Source organism: Paenibacillus sp. FSL M8-0212 (genome assembly GCF_038004645.1).
In the GTDB taxonomy this organism is placed as follows: Bacteria; Bacillota; Bacilli; order Paenibacillales; family Paenibacillaceae; genus Paenibacillus.
The window spans coordinates 1,325,208-1,342,198 of sequence record NZ_JBBORP010000001.1 but is presented as its reverse complement, the minus strand read 5'-3'; the positions used below and the strand labels follow the sequence as shown (position 1 = coordinate 1,342,198).

The following is a 16,991-nucleotide window of genomic DNA, read 5'->3' as shown; positions in this document are numbered from 1 at the left end:
CGAAGTGTAATAAATACTGAACTATATACAGTCTTCATGCAGGGAATGTCATTTCGATGCCGAAACTTCTAATTAAGTTAGAAATAAGCAAGTTATGGAGGAACTTATGAGTAAAAATAATTGGTTTATTAGAGCCGGAGAGAATGCATACCTCTTTGAAGAGTTCAAAGAAACACAGATGATAGCCATTGGTTGGAATGAAGTAGGTTCATTGGCAAAAGTGAGACATATCGATGATGTGAAGAAGCGACTTCGTGACGAGTATCCTGACTATAAGGATGGCAAAGTAAATATAACAGCGGGTCAGTTAATCAGATTTGCTAATGAAATGAAAGTAGGAGATTTGGTTGTTACATATAATCCTCAAACACGCGAGTATCTGATTGGGGAAATTACTTCAGACTATGAATTTGGTGAAGGGGTTATTTCGGACAAAAATCACTATAGAAAGGTGTTGTGGAACGGGCTAGTTAATCGGGATGTTTTAACAGCGAACACACGTAATTCTCTAGGTTCGATAATGACTCTTTTTGCATTGCAAAATGAAACAGTGAAGGAACTGATCCATTTTTTGAAATCCAAAAGTGCTGAGTCTTTTGAATCACAACCGGAAGAAACTGAGAAAGAACAGGCAGAACTAGATACAATCAAGGAAGATGTAATTGAGAGAGCACATGAATTTATAAAGGACAAATTCAATCATTTAGATTGGGAAGAAATGCAGAGTCTGGTAGCTGGTGTCTTAAGAGGCATGGGATACAAAACAAGAATATCTGTAAAAGGACCTGATCGCGGTAGAGATATTATTGCATCACCAGATGGTTTGGGGCTGCAACAGCCTAGAATTATGGTGGAAGTTAAACATAGGAAAAACGCGATGGGATCCAATGAAATTCGAAGTTTTATCGGGGGGTTAAGACCCGGTGATCAAGGAGTTTATGTTTCAACTGGGGGATTCACCAGAGAGGCTAAGTATGAAGCAGAACGTTCTAACATTCCAGTTTCTTTGGTAGATGCAGATCTTCTGGTAGAGCTGATTAATCAGCATTATGATGCATTTGATTCAGAGGCTAAATCATTAATGCCACTAAAGAAGATATTTTGGCCTTTATAGAACAGAGAAGGTGACCCGGTTGAAGGGTTGCCTTTTTGGTATGTTGTCATCGAGATTTACAATGCTTGGAGGGAATAAAACGTTCATCATTATGGCTAAAAAATCTTATGAAAAGGAGTTACAGGAAAGAGACTGATGGTATAATCGGGTTATGTGTTATAGTCATACTTGTGTATTACCGAAAAGGTTTTCGGAAAAAGAGACATCTACTGTTGTAACCGCAATCATAATTTACTTCAAGAAAGTGAGAATCTACCATGAATCAGAAGAGGCTTTTTAATGATGGATGGCAATTTGCGAAAAGTAAGCTGGAAGTTACGGAACCTGCGGGTCTGGTATTCGAACCTGTGGAGCTTCCCCATGATTGGTTGATATATAACACGCTTGAACTGTACGAAAACAGCATTGGTTGGTACCGCAAGACGTTCCATTACACGAAGGATGAGCAGCAGCTTTTGCTTTGTTTTGATGGCGTTTACATGGATTCTTCGGTGTATGTGAATGGGCAGCTGGTTGGAGAGTGGAAGTATGGCTATTCTGCTTTTGAACATGAGATCACGAATGCACTGGTGGAAGGCGACAATGAGATTGTTGTCAAAGTGGTGCATCAGAGCCCGAACAGCAGATGGTATTCCGGGGCCGGAATCTATCGCCATGTGTGGCTGAAGACGAGAGACCGCAACCATATTGTTACGGATGGAATCTATGTATCCATCAAGCAACAGACGGATGGCTGGCAGGTGGAAGTGGATACGGAGCTGAACCTGGAACAGAATCAGAACGCAGAGTTGGTGCATACGATCCGGAATGAAGGTCAGGTGGTGGCATCGACGAAGACGAATGTTACGGCTTCGCTGGGTGAGAATGCGGTCGCATTGGCAGATAGCCAACAGATCATTGTGGAGAATCCAAACCTGTGGAGCCCGGATGCACCGCATCTGTATGAACTGGTGACAGAGCTGCGATTGATCTCGGATGATCAGGAAGATCGGACAGTTGAATCGGTATCACAGCGTATTGGATTCCGGGATATCAAGCTGGATGCCAATGAAGGGTTCCACCTGAACGGACTCAAGATGAAGCTGAACGGCGTGTGTGAACACCATGATCTCGGGGCACTGGGAGCTGCGTTTAACCTGACAGCATTGCGTAGAAGATTCGTTTTGCTCAAAGAAATGGGCGTTAACGCCATCCGTACCGCGCATAATATGCCTGCCAAAGAGTTCATGGAACTTGCAGATGAGATGGGTATGCTGGTTGTGTCTGAAGCCTTTGATATGTGGGAACGTGCCAAAACGCCATACGACTATGCGAGATTTTTCCCCGAGTGGGTGCATACCGATGTGAAGAGTTGGGTGAAGCGCGACCGTAACCATGCCAGCCTGATTATGTGGAGTATCGGGAACGAAATTTACGATACTCATGCAGATGAGCGTGGACAGGAAGTAACCCGGATGCTGATGGATTATGTGCTGGAATTTGATCCAAAAAGTAATGCGGGCGTGACGATTGGTTCGAACTACATGCCATGGGAAAATGCACAAAAATGCGCGGATATCGTGAAGCTGGCAGGTTACAACTACGCGGAAAAATATTACGACAAACATCATGAAGAACATCCGGACTGGATCATCTATGGTAGTGAGACGTCTTCTGTGGTGCAGAGTCGGGGCATTTATCACTTCCCGTTCGAACAGCCGATTCTGGCAGATGACGACGAGCAGTGCTCGGCTTTGGGTAACAGTACGACCAGCTGGGGCGCGAAGTCGGCAGAATACTGCATCTTGGCAGAACGGGATACACCGTATTCGCTGGGACAGTTCCTGTGGACTGGATTCGATTATATTGGAGAGCCGACACCGTATCATACGAAGAATTCGTATTTTGGACAACTGGATACCGCAACGTTCCCGAAAGACTCTTATTACATCTACCAAGCGGCATGGACCAATTATAAGAAAAGTCCGATGGTTCACCTGTTCCCTTATTGGGATTTCAGCCCGGGTCAGATTATTGATGTACGCGTGTGCAGCAACGCGCCGAAGATTGAGCTGCAACTCAACGGTAAAACCATTGGCACGTACGATATCGATCATGCCAATGGAACACAGTTGTCGGGCTGGTGGAAAGTGCCTTATGAAGAGGGCGAGCTGAAAGCGATCGCTTACGATGAGAACGGTGAGATCATTGCAACCGATGTGCAAAGATCCTATACGGATGCGAAGAAAATCCGTCTGCAAGCGGATCGGGAGCAGTTGCAAGCGAATGGCACAGACCTGATTTTTGTAGAAATTGATGTAGAAGATGAAGCGGGTAATCCGGTGCACAATGCGAACAACCGTGTGCAAGTTCAGGTGACGGGTGCAGGTCGATTGCTGGGTCTGGATAACGGGGACAGCACGGACTATGATCCATACAAAGGATTGAGCAGAAGACTATTCAGCGGCAAACTGATGGCGATCATCGGAGCAACAAATGAAGCTGGAACAGTACGGATTGAAGTTTCTTCTGTAGGGTTGGAAGGGGCTGTAGCTGAGTTTGAATCGCGTATTGTGGATGCGGAACTGGTTGATGAGAAACAAGTACAACCTGTCTTCATGAACAATGAAGAACGTCCGGTGCTTACGGGGAACGCTCAGGAGATTCCTTTGCGCAAAATCGAGATCATCAGTACTGCAGGACAGTTGCTCGATCCGTCCAACCCAGAGCTGACTGTAACCGCCAAACTGTATCCGGAGAACACTTCCTATCGCGATATTGAGTGGGCTGTTGTGAATGATGCGGGGATTGAGTCCAACATAGCCAAAGTAGAAGCCGTTCAAGCGGAAACGGGCGACAACGGCGAGCATCAACATGCGGTAAAGGTATCGGCTATAGGTGACGGGGAGTTCCGACTTCGCGCAACCAGTAAAAATGGTACGGATAAAACGAAACTGATCTCCCAGCTGGAATTCAAGGCGGACGGTCTCGGAACAGCTTACAAAGATCCATACGGCTTCATCACGGGCGGACTGTACGATTACACCAAAGGTGATGTAGGTAACGGCAACGAACGTGGGGTAGCGACAAGTCGCGACGGAGAGACGCATGTAGGCTTCCGTAATATTGACTTCGGACCGTATGGCTCCGATACCATAACGATTCCTATTTTCACGCTATCTAGTGAGGAGTACTTCATTCAGATCTGGGAAGGTATGCCGGATGAAGAGGGAAGCACGATGATCGCAGATGTGGTGTATGACAAAGAGTCCATCTGGAATGTGTACCAGGAAGAGACGTACCAATTGTCCAAACGCCTTAGCGGGATCACGTCGATCTGTTTTGTACTGAAACAGAAGATTCATATTAAAGGATTTTCCTTCGAACGTCAGAGTCGGGCCTTCGAACAGAATGCCGCTGCATCCTGTGACCATCTCTATGGAGATACTTTTAAAATTGAAGCTGATCGTGTTGAAGGCATCGGGAACAATGTATCGCTGGAGTTTGAAAACATGGACTTTACGGCAGAAGGTACATCCAAGCTCGTGATCTACGGTCATTCACCGATTGATAAAAATACGATTCATATTCGCTTCGCAGGCGCGGACGGACAGAGCAACCAGCTGGTTGAGTTCACCCAGTCGGGTGGATATGAGGAGCGGGTGTTTGAGCTTGAGCAGGTGACAGGTGTGCAGAAAGTAAGCTTTATCTTCCTGCCAGGCAGTCAGTTTGACTTTGGCTGGTTCCGATTCGAGAAATAAGTGTGATGGAAATATAGCTACCCTTCAAGTAGGCATCGGTTCATGAGAACGTGGATCTGAATCGCTTGCGTGAAGGGTTTTTCTTGTATGTAAGTGTGAGAGAAAACATCAATGAAACTGCTCAGCTTCAACTGAGAGATCTAAGTGATGACCTATTCTGCTATAAATGTACAACTTAATATCCGTGTCTTGTAATGCAAGCAGATTGATCGTTTTATCACTATTTCTGTGGATAGATGTTTCCATAGGTTCACTTACTTCATCTACATACATCTTCACATACACCGTGTGGTTGCTGTTGTTTCCAACTGATATGTTGGCATGTGTTCCGTTTGAAGCAACCATTGTGAAGCTGCCGTTGTATGCGGAACGACCTTCATGTTGAGTTGGGGCAATGAGCAGAACAGGTGTAGATGTTGGGAAGGATTGCTCCGTTTCATGGGCAAAACCGGTTGACTGCCGTTCGTGCGTTGAAGATAGAGTCGCTGTATTGGCCGAATGGGTGGATATGAGTACAGATAGAGACAGTGCTACACCTAGCATTGTTTTTAATGTCATTAAACTAACCCCCTGCTGAATGATAAATCACTAAAATTTTCGTTCCTGTTTATACATTTCTATGATTCTAAACGTTCGGGACAACGAGAGAGTTACAGATAAATTACAAATTAAGTATAATCATGCAACAAAGGATAGTATTGAACCGTTTCATAGATGAGGTGATGGAATGAGAAAAAGTATGCTTATCCTATCGTTAGCTTTAATGCTGTTAACTGCTTGTGAAGCAAATGATCCAACAACGAATGCTTCCGAAATTACGCAAGCTTTTCCAGAAATTATTGAGCCCCATAATCCAGAGCAAGCGGAGCAAAGCGGGGATGTGGTTGTGCTTCATGGAGGGATGCGGAACGGGGATAAGTGGAACATATTTATGAAGAATGTGGAGAAGAAACAGCAGGATCAGGTTCGTGTGACGATGTATACCATTGAAGGTGGGCCCATTATCCAGGAATTGATCTATGATGGTACAACTATTCAATCGACTTACGATAACTCAAGGGATGCCTATGGCTCCAAACAGGGAATGAAGACCGACACCTGCAAAGGGATCGGGGCAATGAAGAGTGAGCAGGGACATATTTTTTACGTGTTAACCGGGTGTGAGAAGGAAGAGAATCCCTTTTGGATGCCTAAGTTGTAAATGAACCTTCGGGGCTATGGTATATACGATTGGCAATTCCGGCGCAGGCTAACTGTTCTCCATCGGTAAAATGATGGGTTCGGTCTACCTGAGCCGGCGATGTTCATGGCTCAGGCATATGGGGTGGAGCTTGCCATTACCCAGGTGCTGGTACTGCTCGATGTACTGATGCTGACCTCCAAAGGCGCTGCCGGAGTTACCGATTCCGGCTTCGTATCGTTGCGTGCAACGTTGAATAAGATTTATTTTGAGACAGTTGGCTCCATAAGATTGCTTTTTACAATATTTGTTTGTTATGCTTAACTACATAGAAATGCATAGTAGGTGGTGTGTGAAGCTGAGAAACGAAATGATTAAAGGATACATCGATGGAATTGTACTGTCTGTACTGAATAAGCAGGATGCATATGGATACGAAATATCCAGAACGGTGAATGACGAGACCAATGGTCAGTTTGATCTAAAAGAAGGCACGTTGTATCCGGCACTGAAACGTATGGAGGCTAATGGATACATAGAGGGTTATTGGGGAGAGCAAATTAGTGGACCGCGGCGGCGATATTACCGGATCACCCCTGATGGCCAAACTCAGCTCAACACATTGAGGACATCATGGACGGAGAACATCAAGATTATTGATATATTCTTGGGAGGGGATCTGCATGGAAGTCATTGAACAGTATTTGGATCAAGTACTTCGATTTACATTTTTAAAGAAGAGGGAAAAGTCTGAGTGGAGAGAAGAAATGGCCGCTCACCTCTATTCCTCGGTGGATCATCTAAAGCGCCAGGGGTTGGGAGAGACGGAGGCCATCGAACGTTCCATTCAACAATTTGGCTCTATCTCAGAACTGCGCAAAACGGTAACCAAAGAAACGTATGGATTCAACATGAAAATGATTTTTGGCTGTGCCTTAGCAGGTTTGCTCCTATTCATTGTAACACTGGCGGGTGGACTAATCGCGAATCGATATGGTGTGCATAATCGGTATATCGAATTAATGCCTATTTTTTGGATTACGGTGTGTGCGTTAGGTGCCTGTCTTGTGTTTACGCGCAAACGTGTGGATCGTCTTTGCCTGTTATCTGCGCCCCTGTTATTCACTTTAGGGTATCTGCAAGCTTATTTTCAGGTGATGTATCATTATTGGGGTGAAGGACTTACGTTTAATATGTTTGAAAAGTTATTTTTTAGTGGCGTGCTTCATACGTCTGGTGGATTGGGGTCCACCTTGATCGCCTCTATCTTCTTGGGTGCACAGGCACTCATTATGTTCGTGATAAGTAAAAATAAGTATATATCCATTCTTCCCTTTGCCTTTTCCATCATGTATACCTTTGTTCATATGCTGATGTTTAGTCTCTATTATGTATTTTTTGCCTCAGAGCAGTTCAGTTCCGCGGTGACTCAGGGGTACAGCGTTTTCCTGAATGGGAATATGCAGCGAGTGGTGGAGATGGGGATGAGTCTGACCATGGCAGTAGCGTTATTTGTAGTATTCCAAGGTTGGAGCTATTGGACAGCAAAAAGGAAGTTAAGCTCCGCTTCATAATTAGACAGTGAAGGCATATGGGCAAGTCAAAGGACTAATGGGAGGGACCATTGTCTTTTGAGCTAATGGGCTTCCATCATAGTTATTCGCACACTCTCCGAATGTGCCACTGACATATACATAGGGCATACACACTATGTGCATCGGCCTAAGGAGATGACCATTTTGAAGTATCTGAACAAGAGGACAGCCACCCTCAACAAATTAAGGCCCAGTCGTTCTACGTCGAAATGCAGAAAAAAACACTTGGTAAAACGAAAGAAATGCCATATTATCCGTAGGTCTTATCGGAGAAAACGCTGCTCACTGAAGCGTCCATTAAGATCACAGAAAATGGCCCGTGACAAAAAAGTCATTTCATTACCGAGAGGGATGGGTAGCAACCCGGTATGTTGTGAGCCCGCCCCCCTGCTCGCTCCGTTGAGACAACATGAATTGGAGACGGTGAGTCTCCCTGGAACGCAAGGTGTGGCAGGTGCCCAAGGCCCCGCAGGCCCTCACGGCGGGCCGGGTCAACAAGAGGTTCCCGGAGCGCAGGGTCCCGCCGGATCTCACGGTGAGCCGGGTCAACCGGGGCTTCCCGGAGTGCAGGGTCCAGTTGGTCCTCAAGGAGGGCCGGGTCAACCGGGGCTCCCCGGAGCACAGGGGCCCGCTGGCCCTCAAGGTGAGCCGGGTCAATCGGGAGTTCCCGGAGCGCAGGGTCCCGCAGGCCCTCAAGGTGAGCCGGGTCAACCGGGGCTTCCCGGAGCGCAGGGTCCCGCAGGTCCTCAGGGTGAGCCGGGTCAACCGGGAGTTCCCGGAGCGCAGGGTCCCGCAGGTCCTCAGGGTGAACCGGGTCAACCGGGAACTCCCGGAGTCCAAGGACCAACGGGTCCCCCAGGTGAGCAAGGTCCGCCGGGCACCATACCCGGAATTGAAATCATTCCTACGGCAAACCGTTACTTCTATTTTCCGGACACCGATCTGGATTTGTCCGCATCGGTTGTAATTCCTGCCACAGCATTCACAAATGACGATGGCGGCAGCATAACCGAATTTGCCGGAATTGGACTTAACAGTTTTAATAATCTATATATCAACGGGATCGTCCAACAGGGAAACTCATACGATGTAAGTGCTGAGAGGTTGTTTTTTTCGATACAAAGCGGTGTGATCTTTGCAGGGACACCTATTACTATAGAGATAATTATAATAACAGCCAATATCATAAATGGTTAAAATTGGTTTTAGTTGCTGGTTCCTTTGCCTTCACTACTCCCAAACCTACCACATATACTATGTTAGGTAGGAGGTGAGAAACATGCCACTTGTGACACCATTTCAGAACAGTTTGAGATTTGCTGCAACCATTGGTGATGGGACCGGCACTGGGGCAACGTTTGCCATTGCTGCGACAGCCTTTACAAACGACGCTGGTGTAGCTGCAACCGCATTTCCAGGCACCTACAACTACTACAATCTTTATATTAATGGCCTTATGCAAACAGCAGATACATCCTCGGCTACGACGACTACAATTACAATTCCCGGTGGAGATGCATTAAATGATGGAACTCCAATTGTTGTACAATTTGTAGTGTCTTAAAAAGATTTAATCCTACTGTATCGTTATCTTGTGCGACTTCTATCTGTGATAGAAGTCGTTCTTTTTGTACAAGATTCCAGTCGACTCAACGGTATTCATTCGTGCATTAATATGCAAAAATGGTTACCCAAGGATGCTGCTCTACTACCGTATAACCTCTGAGGAAATGATCCTTCCGTTTGATTCCAATCCTCCTTCTCACTTGTTAAAATTTAGGGACATAAACTACGATCAGGTTGGCGGGTGATAAGGAAATGCAGCGAATTGAGGTACATCCCGATCTATTGGAGGAAAAGGCCCGGTTGGTCCAGCAGAAGAAACAGGAACTGGAGCGAATGGTCTGGGAACTGGAGAAATCAATTTATATGTTGCAATCCGAGTGGTCGGGTGTGACAGTAGAGCGTTTCTTCTGGGATTTTATGCAGGTGAAAGAAGTGTTCCCGACTACAATCGGGCTGTTGGACGAAATCCAGAAAGAGTTTACGTTTATCGCGAAGAACTTCAAAACAACGGACGGCTCAGGCGAGGTTGCGCTGTACATTCCAGAGGAACTAAAGCGAAATTTCGCTGTAGGGCTGCTTGATAAATCAGTAGGAGAAACAATAACGGGAATGGGCCAGACGGCAGAAGCTTTCTTCGAGAACCCGTTCAGTACATTAAGCAGTGTGGCATATGCCATGACAGTGGGCAAAGTTGTTGACGTTGGGCGTGGTATTCAATTTGCATGGGATACCGCCTGGGGCACTGGAACGGCGAGGTCGGATATAGAGCAATTTGTGGAAGAGCAGAAGAAGCAGATCGATGCGAATGGAGCAGGGTATTACGGTGGAGCGATGACGGGACAGGCCCTGGCATATGTTTTGTTTGGCAAAGCATTTCGTTCAAAGGACGACATTGGGGCGGGCGGAGGCAAGCCTGAGTCGGGGAAAGGAAATGAAAGGACAGGTAGAACTCATTATTTAGAATCAGTTAATAAGTTTGAGGATCAAATTCGAAATAAACCCTTGGAACACGGGCAATTTTTTGATAAGAATGGTAATTTAATAGGAGAAACGGTTGTTGGTACTGAAAAGTCTATAAATATAAGTAACCATAAAGATGTAGCTAAAGATACGGTATTTACTCATAACCATCCAACTAACGGGCCGTTCAGTCTTGAAGATATAGCCACTGCAATAGATTTTAATATGGCTGAGATAAGAGCTGTTTCTCCAAATGGTACTAATTTGAGTATGAAACGAGGGGCAGAAGGTTGGAAAGAAAATGCAGAAGACATAGGAATTATATTCGCTAATATTCAAAAAGAGCTAAGAAGTGATCTAAAAGCACAAGAATTTTTCAAAACTGGTAATAAAGATGCAGTGTGGGATATGCTATTTGACAGAGTTGCCAAAAAAATAGGTGGGGAATATACAAAACATTAAAAGGTAGGTTAAACAATGAATAAAGATTTTCTTTACACTAAGCCCTATGTTCCCGGGATAATAGATGATACACCAGTGGACCTCGAATCGTGGTTTCTAGATGATTCAAGAGAGAGGATGGAAGAGAAATTAAGAAATATTTCTCTGAATGACCTAATCATTGAGTTAATTAATATATTTAAAGACGGAGATCCGAATTATCAAGTTCTCTTAGGGTTATTAGGAGAAAAAGTGGGTAAGGAGGATAGAGAAGACAAGATTGTTTATTGTCTAGGTGATATTTTGCGTGCTGACGACGATATAAAGAGAATCGAGATTGAAATTGATGATGAGGGTCTGAATATAAAGAAAATGAACATTTTTGTTATTCCAGCCGCGCTTTTGGTACTTCAAAAGGAGATAACTAGCCTTTGTGCTGATATTCAAACTCAAAAAACAAGCGATTACTTATCAATCTTTATTAAAGATAAGATGATAACCTTATTTTCAATTTAAGAGAGAAGACCGTCATACTAACTTATAATTCTAAGTGATATAGTGAAAAGCTGATATGAGTTGCGCATATCTATGCACGATTTAAAGTCATATCATTAAGCACTTCTACCAAACCAAAAGTAGAGGTGCTTTTTCCTATGAAATCAAAACAACTAATGAAATCTTCCACAGGTTGGTCGATAATATAGAAGAAGTAATTTTTAGCTCACCATATACATAGAGAACTATCCACAACCATCCTACACCCACACGAGGTACATTCATGAAACAAGGCATATATGAACAGCTTATCAACACCATCACCAGGCAGGAGATTTCGGCGCTGGACCCGGATGTGTATAACATTGGGACTGAGAAGCTGGATGCAGAGGAAGCACGTAAACTGCTGTCCACGTATTTGGCGGCGGTGACCCGGCGAGCGCTCAAGATTGTACGGGAACAGACAGAAGATAAGACAGCAGTGTTGGCGCAGATCCGAACGTGTAATGAGATTATTGCTACGCTGAAAGGCACGCTTGGGGAAGAAGAATATAACGAATTACAACTGGATGAACAGGGGGAAGTGCTGATCCATGTGTATTCCAAGCTGAACAGCATTCGTGCGGTCCGGGATACCAAAATCGTTCGTCCAGATACGCCAATCTCCCAAAGCTCTTTATTTACAGGTGCAAAGTCCGAGCCGAGTATGTTATTGGAGCTGCAAAAGGAGATCGTGACCGCCGATCGGATCGATTGGCTGGTATCGTTTATCAAATTCAGCGGGCTTCGCCTGCTTCTGGAACAGCTTCAGCAATTTACAGCATGTGGCGGGAAGCTGCGTATCATCACAACTACATACATGGAAGCAACCGACCTTAAGGCCATCACTGAACTTAGCAAACTGCCCAACACGGAAATCCAGATTTCGTATGATACCAAAGTGACTCGGCTACACGCCAAAACGTACATTTTTCACCGCGATACTGGATTCACCACCGCTTATGTCGGCTCTTCCAACCTGTCCAACCCGGCACTGACCAGTGGTATGGAGTGGAACCTCAAGGTGACGGAGAAGGATTCACTCGACGTGCTGCGCAAGATTGAAGCGACCTTCGAGAGTTACTGGAATGACCGTGAATTTACGCGGTATGTGGCTGAGGATGAAGGCCATGAGGCACAGTTGAAAGCGGCTCTGAATCGCAAAAAAGATCAGTCTAACCACTTTCACCTCGACATCCAGCCTTACGATTATCAAAAGGAAGTGCTGGAACAGCTGGACGCCGAGCGTACGCTGTATGGACGAACCCGTAATCTGATCGTCGCCGCCACAGGTGTTGGCAAAACGGTCATCTCTGCCTTCGACTACAAACGATTCCGTGCAAGCCATGCGGGAGCAAAGCTGCTTTTTGTCGCCCATCGGGAAGAAATCTTGAAGCAAAGTCGGGATACGTTCCGGTATATCCTGAAGGATATGAACTTTGGCGAGCTGCATGTGGGGAATTACCGAGCAGAGGCGCTGGACCACTTGTTTGTTAGCATTCAGAGTCTTAACTCCATGAAGCTGACGGAGATCACTAGCCCAGACTATTACGATTACATCATTGTGGATGAATTCCATCATGCGGCTGCTCCTTCATACCAGAAGCTGTTGTCCCATTACGAACCGAAGATTTTGCTGGGACTCACTGCAACGCCTGAACGGATGGATGGTAAAGACATTACCGCCTACTTCGATCATACGATTGCCGCCGAGATCCGTCTGACTGATGCGATTGATCGGAAGCTGCTCAGCCCGTTTCAATATTTTGGCGTCACCGATACTGTCGATCTATCTCAGGTGAAGTGGTCGCGTAAAGGCTATGATCTGAACGAACTGGAGAAGCTCTATACCCATAACAAAATCCGTGCCAACCAGATCATCCAAAGTCTGAACAAATACCTAACCGATCTGGATGATGTGAAGGGGCTTGGTTTCTGTGTTGGGGTGGATCATGCGATGTATATGGCCAAAATATTTAACGAAGCCGGCATTCCATCCATGGCCCTTCATGGCGGGTCGAACGAACAGGAGCGTCATTCTGCGAAGGGACAACTGGTGAACGGGGAACTGCGCATGATCTTTGTCGTTGATCTGTACAATGAGGGCGTGGATATCCCTGAGGTGAACACCATCCTGTTCCTGCGTCCTACCGAGAGTCTGACCGTATTCCTGCAACAGTTGGGACGTGGACTGCGGATGGCGGAGGGCAAAGAGTGCCTGACCGTGCTCGACTTCATCGGGCAAGCGCACCAGGAGTACAGGTTCCAAGATAAATTCCGCGCCCTGATCGGAGCTACCAAACATTCCATCTCGCACTACGTTGAGAACGGCTTTTCGAACCTGCCACGCGGTACGTTCATTCAATTGGAGAAACAGGCGAAGGACTACATCATGCGTAACCTCAAGCAGATGAGTCGTAATCGTAGAGCGCTGATCCAGAAGCTGCAAACGTTCCAGCAAGACACCGGACTGCCGCTGATACTGGCTCATTTTGTGGAACATCACGGGATGACACTATATGAATTGTATGGTGGACGTACGGGCAAAAGATATTTCCGTGGCATGTTGGCCGAAGCTGGATTAACAGTACCCATTGAAGGTGAGCAAGAGGAATATATCCGCAGACTGCCGTCTGTGCTGACAATTAACTCTCGAAGCTGGCTGACGTTCCTGATCGACTTTATTGAAAAAGGCAAAGAACCGACGACCGCGGATAAACGGCGGATGTTGATCATGTTCTATTATACCTTCCACCGGGCTGCGCCTGAGAAATTAGGATTGAGCAGCATCGAGGAGGGAGTACAGCGTGTGCTGTCTTGTGAAGCATTACGAGCAGAGCTTGTGGATATTTTTCGATATAATCTGGCTCATCTACGATTTGTGGATAAAAGCAATTCGTTCCCGTACACTTGTCCACTAGATATCCACTGTATGTATTCCATCGACCAAGTGCTCGCCGCCTTCGGTTACTGGAATGCCCAGCAATCGCCCGCCTTCCGTGAAGGCGTAAAGTATTTTGCCGATGAGCAGACCGATATTTTCTTCATTACACTGAACAAATCGGACAAAGACTTTTCACCCTCCACGCTGTACGAGGACTATGCGATTAACGAGCGGCTATTCCATTGGCAGACTCAGAGCCGGGTGTCGGAGCATACGGCTACTGCGCATCGATATATTCATCATCGAGAGACGGGTAACCGAATCGTGCTGTTCGTAAGGGAGTATAAGGAGGAGCATGGCTATACGTCTCCGTTTGTGTTCCTGGGCGAAGCCGATTATGTGAGTCATGAAGGGAACAAACCGATGAGCTTTGTATGGCGACTGCGGGAAGAGATGCCCGCGAAGATGGTGGCGGTGGCGAATAAGTGTATTGTGTGAGAAAGCGAAGAAGCCTTATTTGAAAAGTCTCTTAATGAGACGAATTATAATATGAAGTGAGAACACCTGTTAGAAATTAATAAAAAAAGGAACTGGTCATAGAAGTGTACCCATAGTCTACCGTTTGACAACAAGTGGTTCTTAATAGGACAAGTATGAATTGAGGGATAGTCGCGATAGACTGTTTAAATGAGTGGTCATCATTGTGATTGTTTTTAGGGGCACAATCAATTTATCGATTTTATAACTCTTTACTATCATTAGTGATTTCTCAACAGGCCTAGGGTCAAATCTAGGTGAATTTATATATGTAAAAGGAAACGATTTAGGTATTAATCAAATCATACAAAGACAAAAGTGTTAGACAATTTTCATCTGCGTTCGTAAACATATATTGCAGAGATGAAAAGATAGGGGTAGACTTGTACATGGCTATTTACTTAGAGGTGATAGGTGTGGCCATTAGTTATAAGAAGTTATGAAGTTCTTGTTGATAGAGATATGAAGAAAAAGGATTAACGTTAGCACTTCTTATATGGAAAAAAATTGGTGTTGTTGAAAATGAAATAACAGATGTTCTTGTTAAGATCTGTAGATTATTAAATGCAATATCTCAGGAGATATATGGAATTAACTCCAGACAACACCGACTAAGTGAAATTCAACATGATCTTGAAATTGGGTAAGACCAATGGTTACCAAGGGGTCAAGACAGGGGTGCGATGTGAGAATTACAAAAAAACAAAAGTATTTACAAAATGCAATTAATTCCTTTGTTTATGGAAATTGTGAAGAAGTATTGAAACAGATCCCTAATGAAAGCGTGGATTTAGTTGTTACTTCTCCTCCCTATGCGGATCAAAGAGACTATGGATCGTTGGAGTCATCAATTTCGCCAGATCAATATGTGAAATGGTTCGCACCTAAGGCAAAAGAAATACATCGTGTACTTAAGAACAATGGCAGCTTTGTACTAAATATTAATGATAAAGTTGTAGGTGGTTATCAACATCTTTTCGTTTTTGAATTGGTATTACACCTGTGCAAAAAAACAGGGTTTAATCTTGTTCGCGATTATATTTGGTACAATCCAGCCACCCCCCCAAACGTTTTCTCTCGAGGCGGCTACGGCCGAACGAAGAAATCGCATGAGTACTGTTTTTGGTTTAGCAAAGGACCAGAATGGACATTTAATCTTGATCCAATCAGAAAACCGTATGGTAAGGATATGCTAAAGTTTCTTGAAGGAAAAGGTAAGGGTGATAGGAATCAAAACACACGCCCTAGCACACATAATTTTAACTGTGAGAAGGTTTGGACCAATAAGGGTGGTTCCGACCCGGGTTCTGTTATTGAACTAGGTAATACAAATAGTAATGACGTCTTTGCAAAGCTTTGTAAGGAACGCGGAATATCTCATCCAGCAAGATTCCCTGAAAAGTTAGTAGAGTTCTTTATTCTTTCAGGAACCAAAGTAGGCGATGTCGTACTTGATCCTTTCTCAGGTTCAGGAACAACAGCTATCTCTGCTGAACGTAACGGTAGGAAATGGATTGGTATTGATGGGAATGCAGATTACTGTGAATTAGCCGCGGCACGAATGGAAATTGAATTTGGAGGAGAGAGCCGCGGTGATTGAACGATTGGAGCATACAAAATATGCTGTGTCTTGTTGTGATGGTGCATCTGGTTTACTTCAGCTTCCAGATAGATCAATAAAACTATTATATGGATCTCCCCCCTACCCTAATGCAGAACGTGATTATGGGGTTTGGAAATCAGGTGAATATATTGAAAAAATATCTCCTTTTGTCGATGCTGCTGCAAAAAAACTTCGCGACGATGGATTCCTTGTGATAAACGTAAAAGCAACACGAGAAAAAGCAACCACACATACATCTACAAAGCGGTCATTGGTAGTCGAAAAATTAGCAATTATGCTTGAAGAGTATTGGGGTTTTCATTGTGTGGATATTGAAATTTGGGTAAAAGAGAATCCTGTTCCAACAGGACTTAGGGTGGCATGTCAGGATGCTTACGAGCAGAATTTATGGTTTTCTGTAGCACCAAAATGGAAAATAAATCTTGATGATATTCGTAGACCCTATGTGTCTCATAGCGTCAAAACATATGGTGAGTATGAATACAAGCCGCGATCCAACGGACTATCTTATGTTCGGAAAAATAAGCGAATTCAGCCCAATCCGCTTGGGGCACTACCTATAAATATTATCAGTGGCGGGGTATCCTCTCGTATTTTAGGGCACCAAGCAACACAGCCCTTATATCTACCGGAGAAATATATAAAGGCAACCACAGGGCCAGGTGATTTAGTTGTTGATCCATGGATGGGAAGTGGTACGACTGGTATAGCAGCGCTTGCTCTAGACCGAAGGTTCATTGGATTTGATCGTGTAGAATCTTACGTCCAGGATGCAGAAGAACGCTTTAAGGAAACCCTCAAGGGAGGGAAATAACA

At 44.9% G+C, this 16,991-nt stretch carries 14 protein-coding genes; 13 read left to right on the top strand and 1 reads right to left on the bottom strand.

The features are described from left to right. The first annotated feature begins 106 nt into the window (after positions 1-106). Positions 107-1,114 carry a restriction endonuclease gene (locus tag MKX68_RS06095; protein ID WP_340909997.1) on the top strand — a complete coding sequence of 336 codons (1,008 nt, stop codon included), beginning with the start codon at positions 107-109 and terminating at the stop codon, positions 1,112-1,114. A 257-nt stretch (positions 1,115-1,371) separates the two neighbouring features. Next, entirely contained in the window at positions 1,372-4,854 is a 3,483-nt protein-coding gene (locus tag MKX68_RS06090) for a glycoside hydrolase family 2 TIM barrel-domain containing protein (protein WP_340909995.1), read from the top strand. Positions 4,855-4,962: 108 nt separating this feature from the next. Here the strand turns inward: MKX68_RS06090 and MKX68_RS06085 are convergent, their stop codons facing one another. Beyond that, entirely contained in the window at positions 4,963-5,412 is a 450-nt protein-coding gene (locus MKX68_RS06085; protein ID WP_340909994.1) for a hypothetical protein, read from the bottom strand. Between the two features lie 169 nt (positions 5,413-5,581). Between MKX68_RS06085 and MKX68_RS06080 the strand changes: the two genes are divergently transcribed. From MKX68_RS06080 to MKX68_RS06030, 11 genes are all read left to right on the top strand, one after another. Beyond that, complete coding sequence (locus MKX68_RS06080; RefSeq protein WP_340909992.1) at positions 5,582-6,055, top strand: DUF4362 domain-containing protein; 474 nt, start codon at positions 5,582-5,584, stop codon at positions 6,053-6,055. A 105-nt stretch (positions 6,056-6,160) separates the two neighbouring features. Next, positions 6,161-6,358 (top strand): cation:dicarboxylate symporter family transporter, encoded by a 198-nt coding sequence (locus tag MKX68_RS06075; protein WP_397387064.1) that lies wholly within the window; start codon positions 6,161-6,163, stop codon positions 6,356-6,358. A 46-nt stretch (positions 6,359-6,404) separates the two neighbouring features. Next, positions 6,405-6,731 (top strand): PadR family transcriptional regulator, encoded by a 327-nt coding sequence (locus tag MKX68_RS06070; RefSeq protein WP_340909989.1) that lies wholly within the window; start codon positions 6,405-6,407, stop codon positions 6,729-6,731. Further along, positions 6,718-7,608: a permease prefix domain 1-containing protein gene (locus MKX68_RS06065; protein ID WP_340909987.1), complete on the top strand. Its 891-nt coding sequence runs from the start codon at positions 6,718-6,720 to the stop codon at positions 7,606-7,608. Before MKX68_RS06070 ends, MKX68_RS06065 begins: the two co-directional genes overlap by 14 nt. Before the next feature lie 333 nt (positions 7,609-7,941). Then, complete coding sequence (locus MKX68_RS06060; protein WP_340909985.1) at positions 7,942-8,826, top strand: DUF4183 domain-containing protein; 885 nt, start codon at positions 7,942-7,944, stop codon at positions 8,824-8,826. An 82-nt stretch (positions 8,827-8,908) separates the two neighbouring features. Then, positions 8,909-9,193 carry a DUF4183 domain-containing protein gene (locus MKX68_RS06055; RefSeq protein WP_091034485.1) on the top strand — a complete coding sequence of 95 codons (285 nt, stop codon included), beginning with the start codon at positions 8,909-8,911 and terminating at the stop codon, positions 9,191-9,193. Positions 9,194-9,447: 254 nt separating this feature from the next. After that, entirely contained in the window at positions 9,448-10,617 is a 1,170-nt protein-coding gene (locus tag MKX68_RS06050) for a WXG100 family type VII secretion target (protein ID WP_340909981.1), read from the top strand. Positions 10,618-10,632: 15 nt separating this feature from the next. Next, positions 10,633-11,112, top strand: coding sequence for a hypothetical protein (locus MKX68_RS06045; RefSeq protein ID WP_340019361.1), 480 nt, complete (start codon positions 10,633-10,635; stop codon positions 11,110-11,112). A 262-nt stretch (positions 11,113-11,374) separates the two neighbouring features. Beyond that, the gene (locus MKX68_RS06040) at positions 11,375-14,512 is read left to right on the top strand and encodes a DUF3427 domain-containing protein (protein ID WP_340909978.1); all 3,138 of its coding nucleotides are present in this window, start codon (positions 11,375-11,377) and stop codon (positions 14,510-14,512) included. A gap of 724 nt (positions 14,513-15,236) precedes the next feature. Then, entirely contained in the window at positions 15,237-16,151 is a 915-nt protein-coding gene (locus MKX68_RS06035) for a DNA-methyltransferase (protein ID WP_340909975.1), read from the top strand. Continuing rightward, positions 16,144-16,989 (top strand): DNA-methyltransferase, encoded by an 846-nt coding sequence (locus MKX68_RS06030; protein WP_340909973.1) that lies wholly within the window; start codon positions 16,144-16,146, stop codon positions 16,987-16,989. The genes MKX68_RS06035 and MKX68_RS06030 overlap by 8 nt, the downstream gene beginning before the upstream one ends. Positions 16,990-16,991 lie beyond the last annotated feature (2 nt).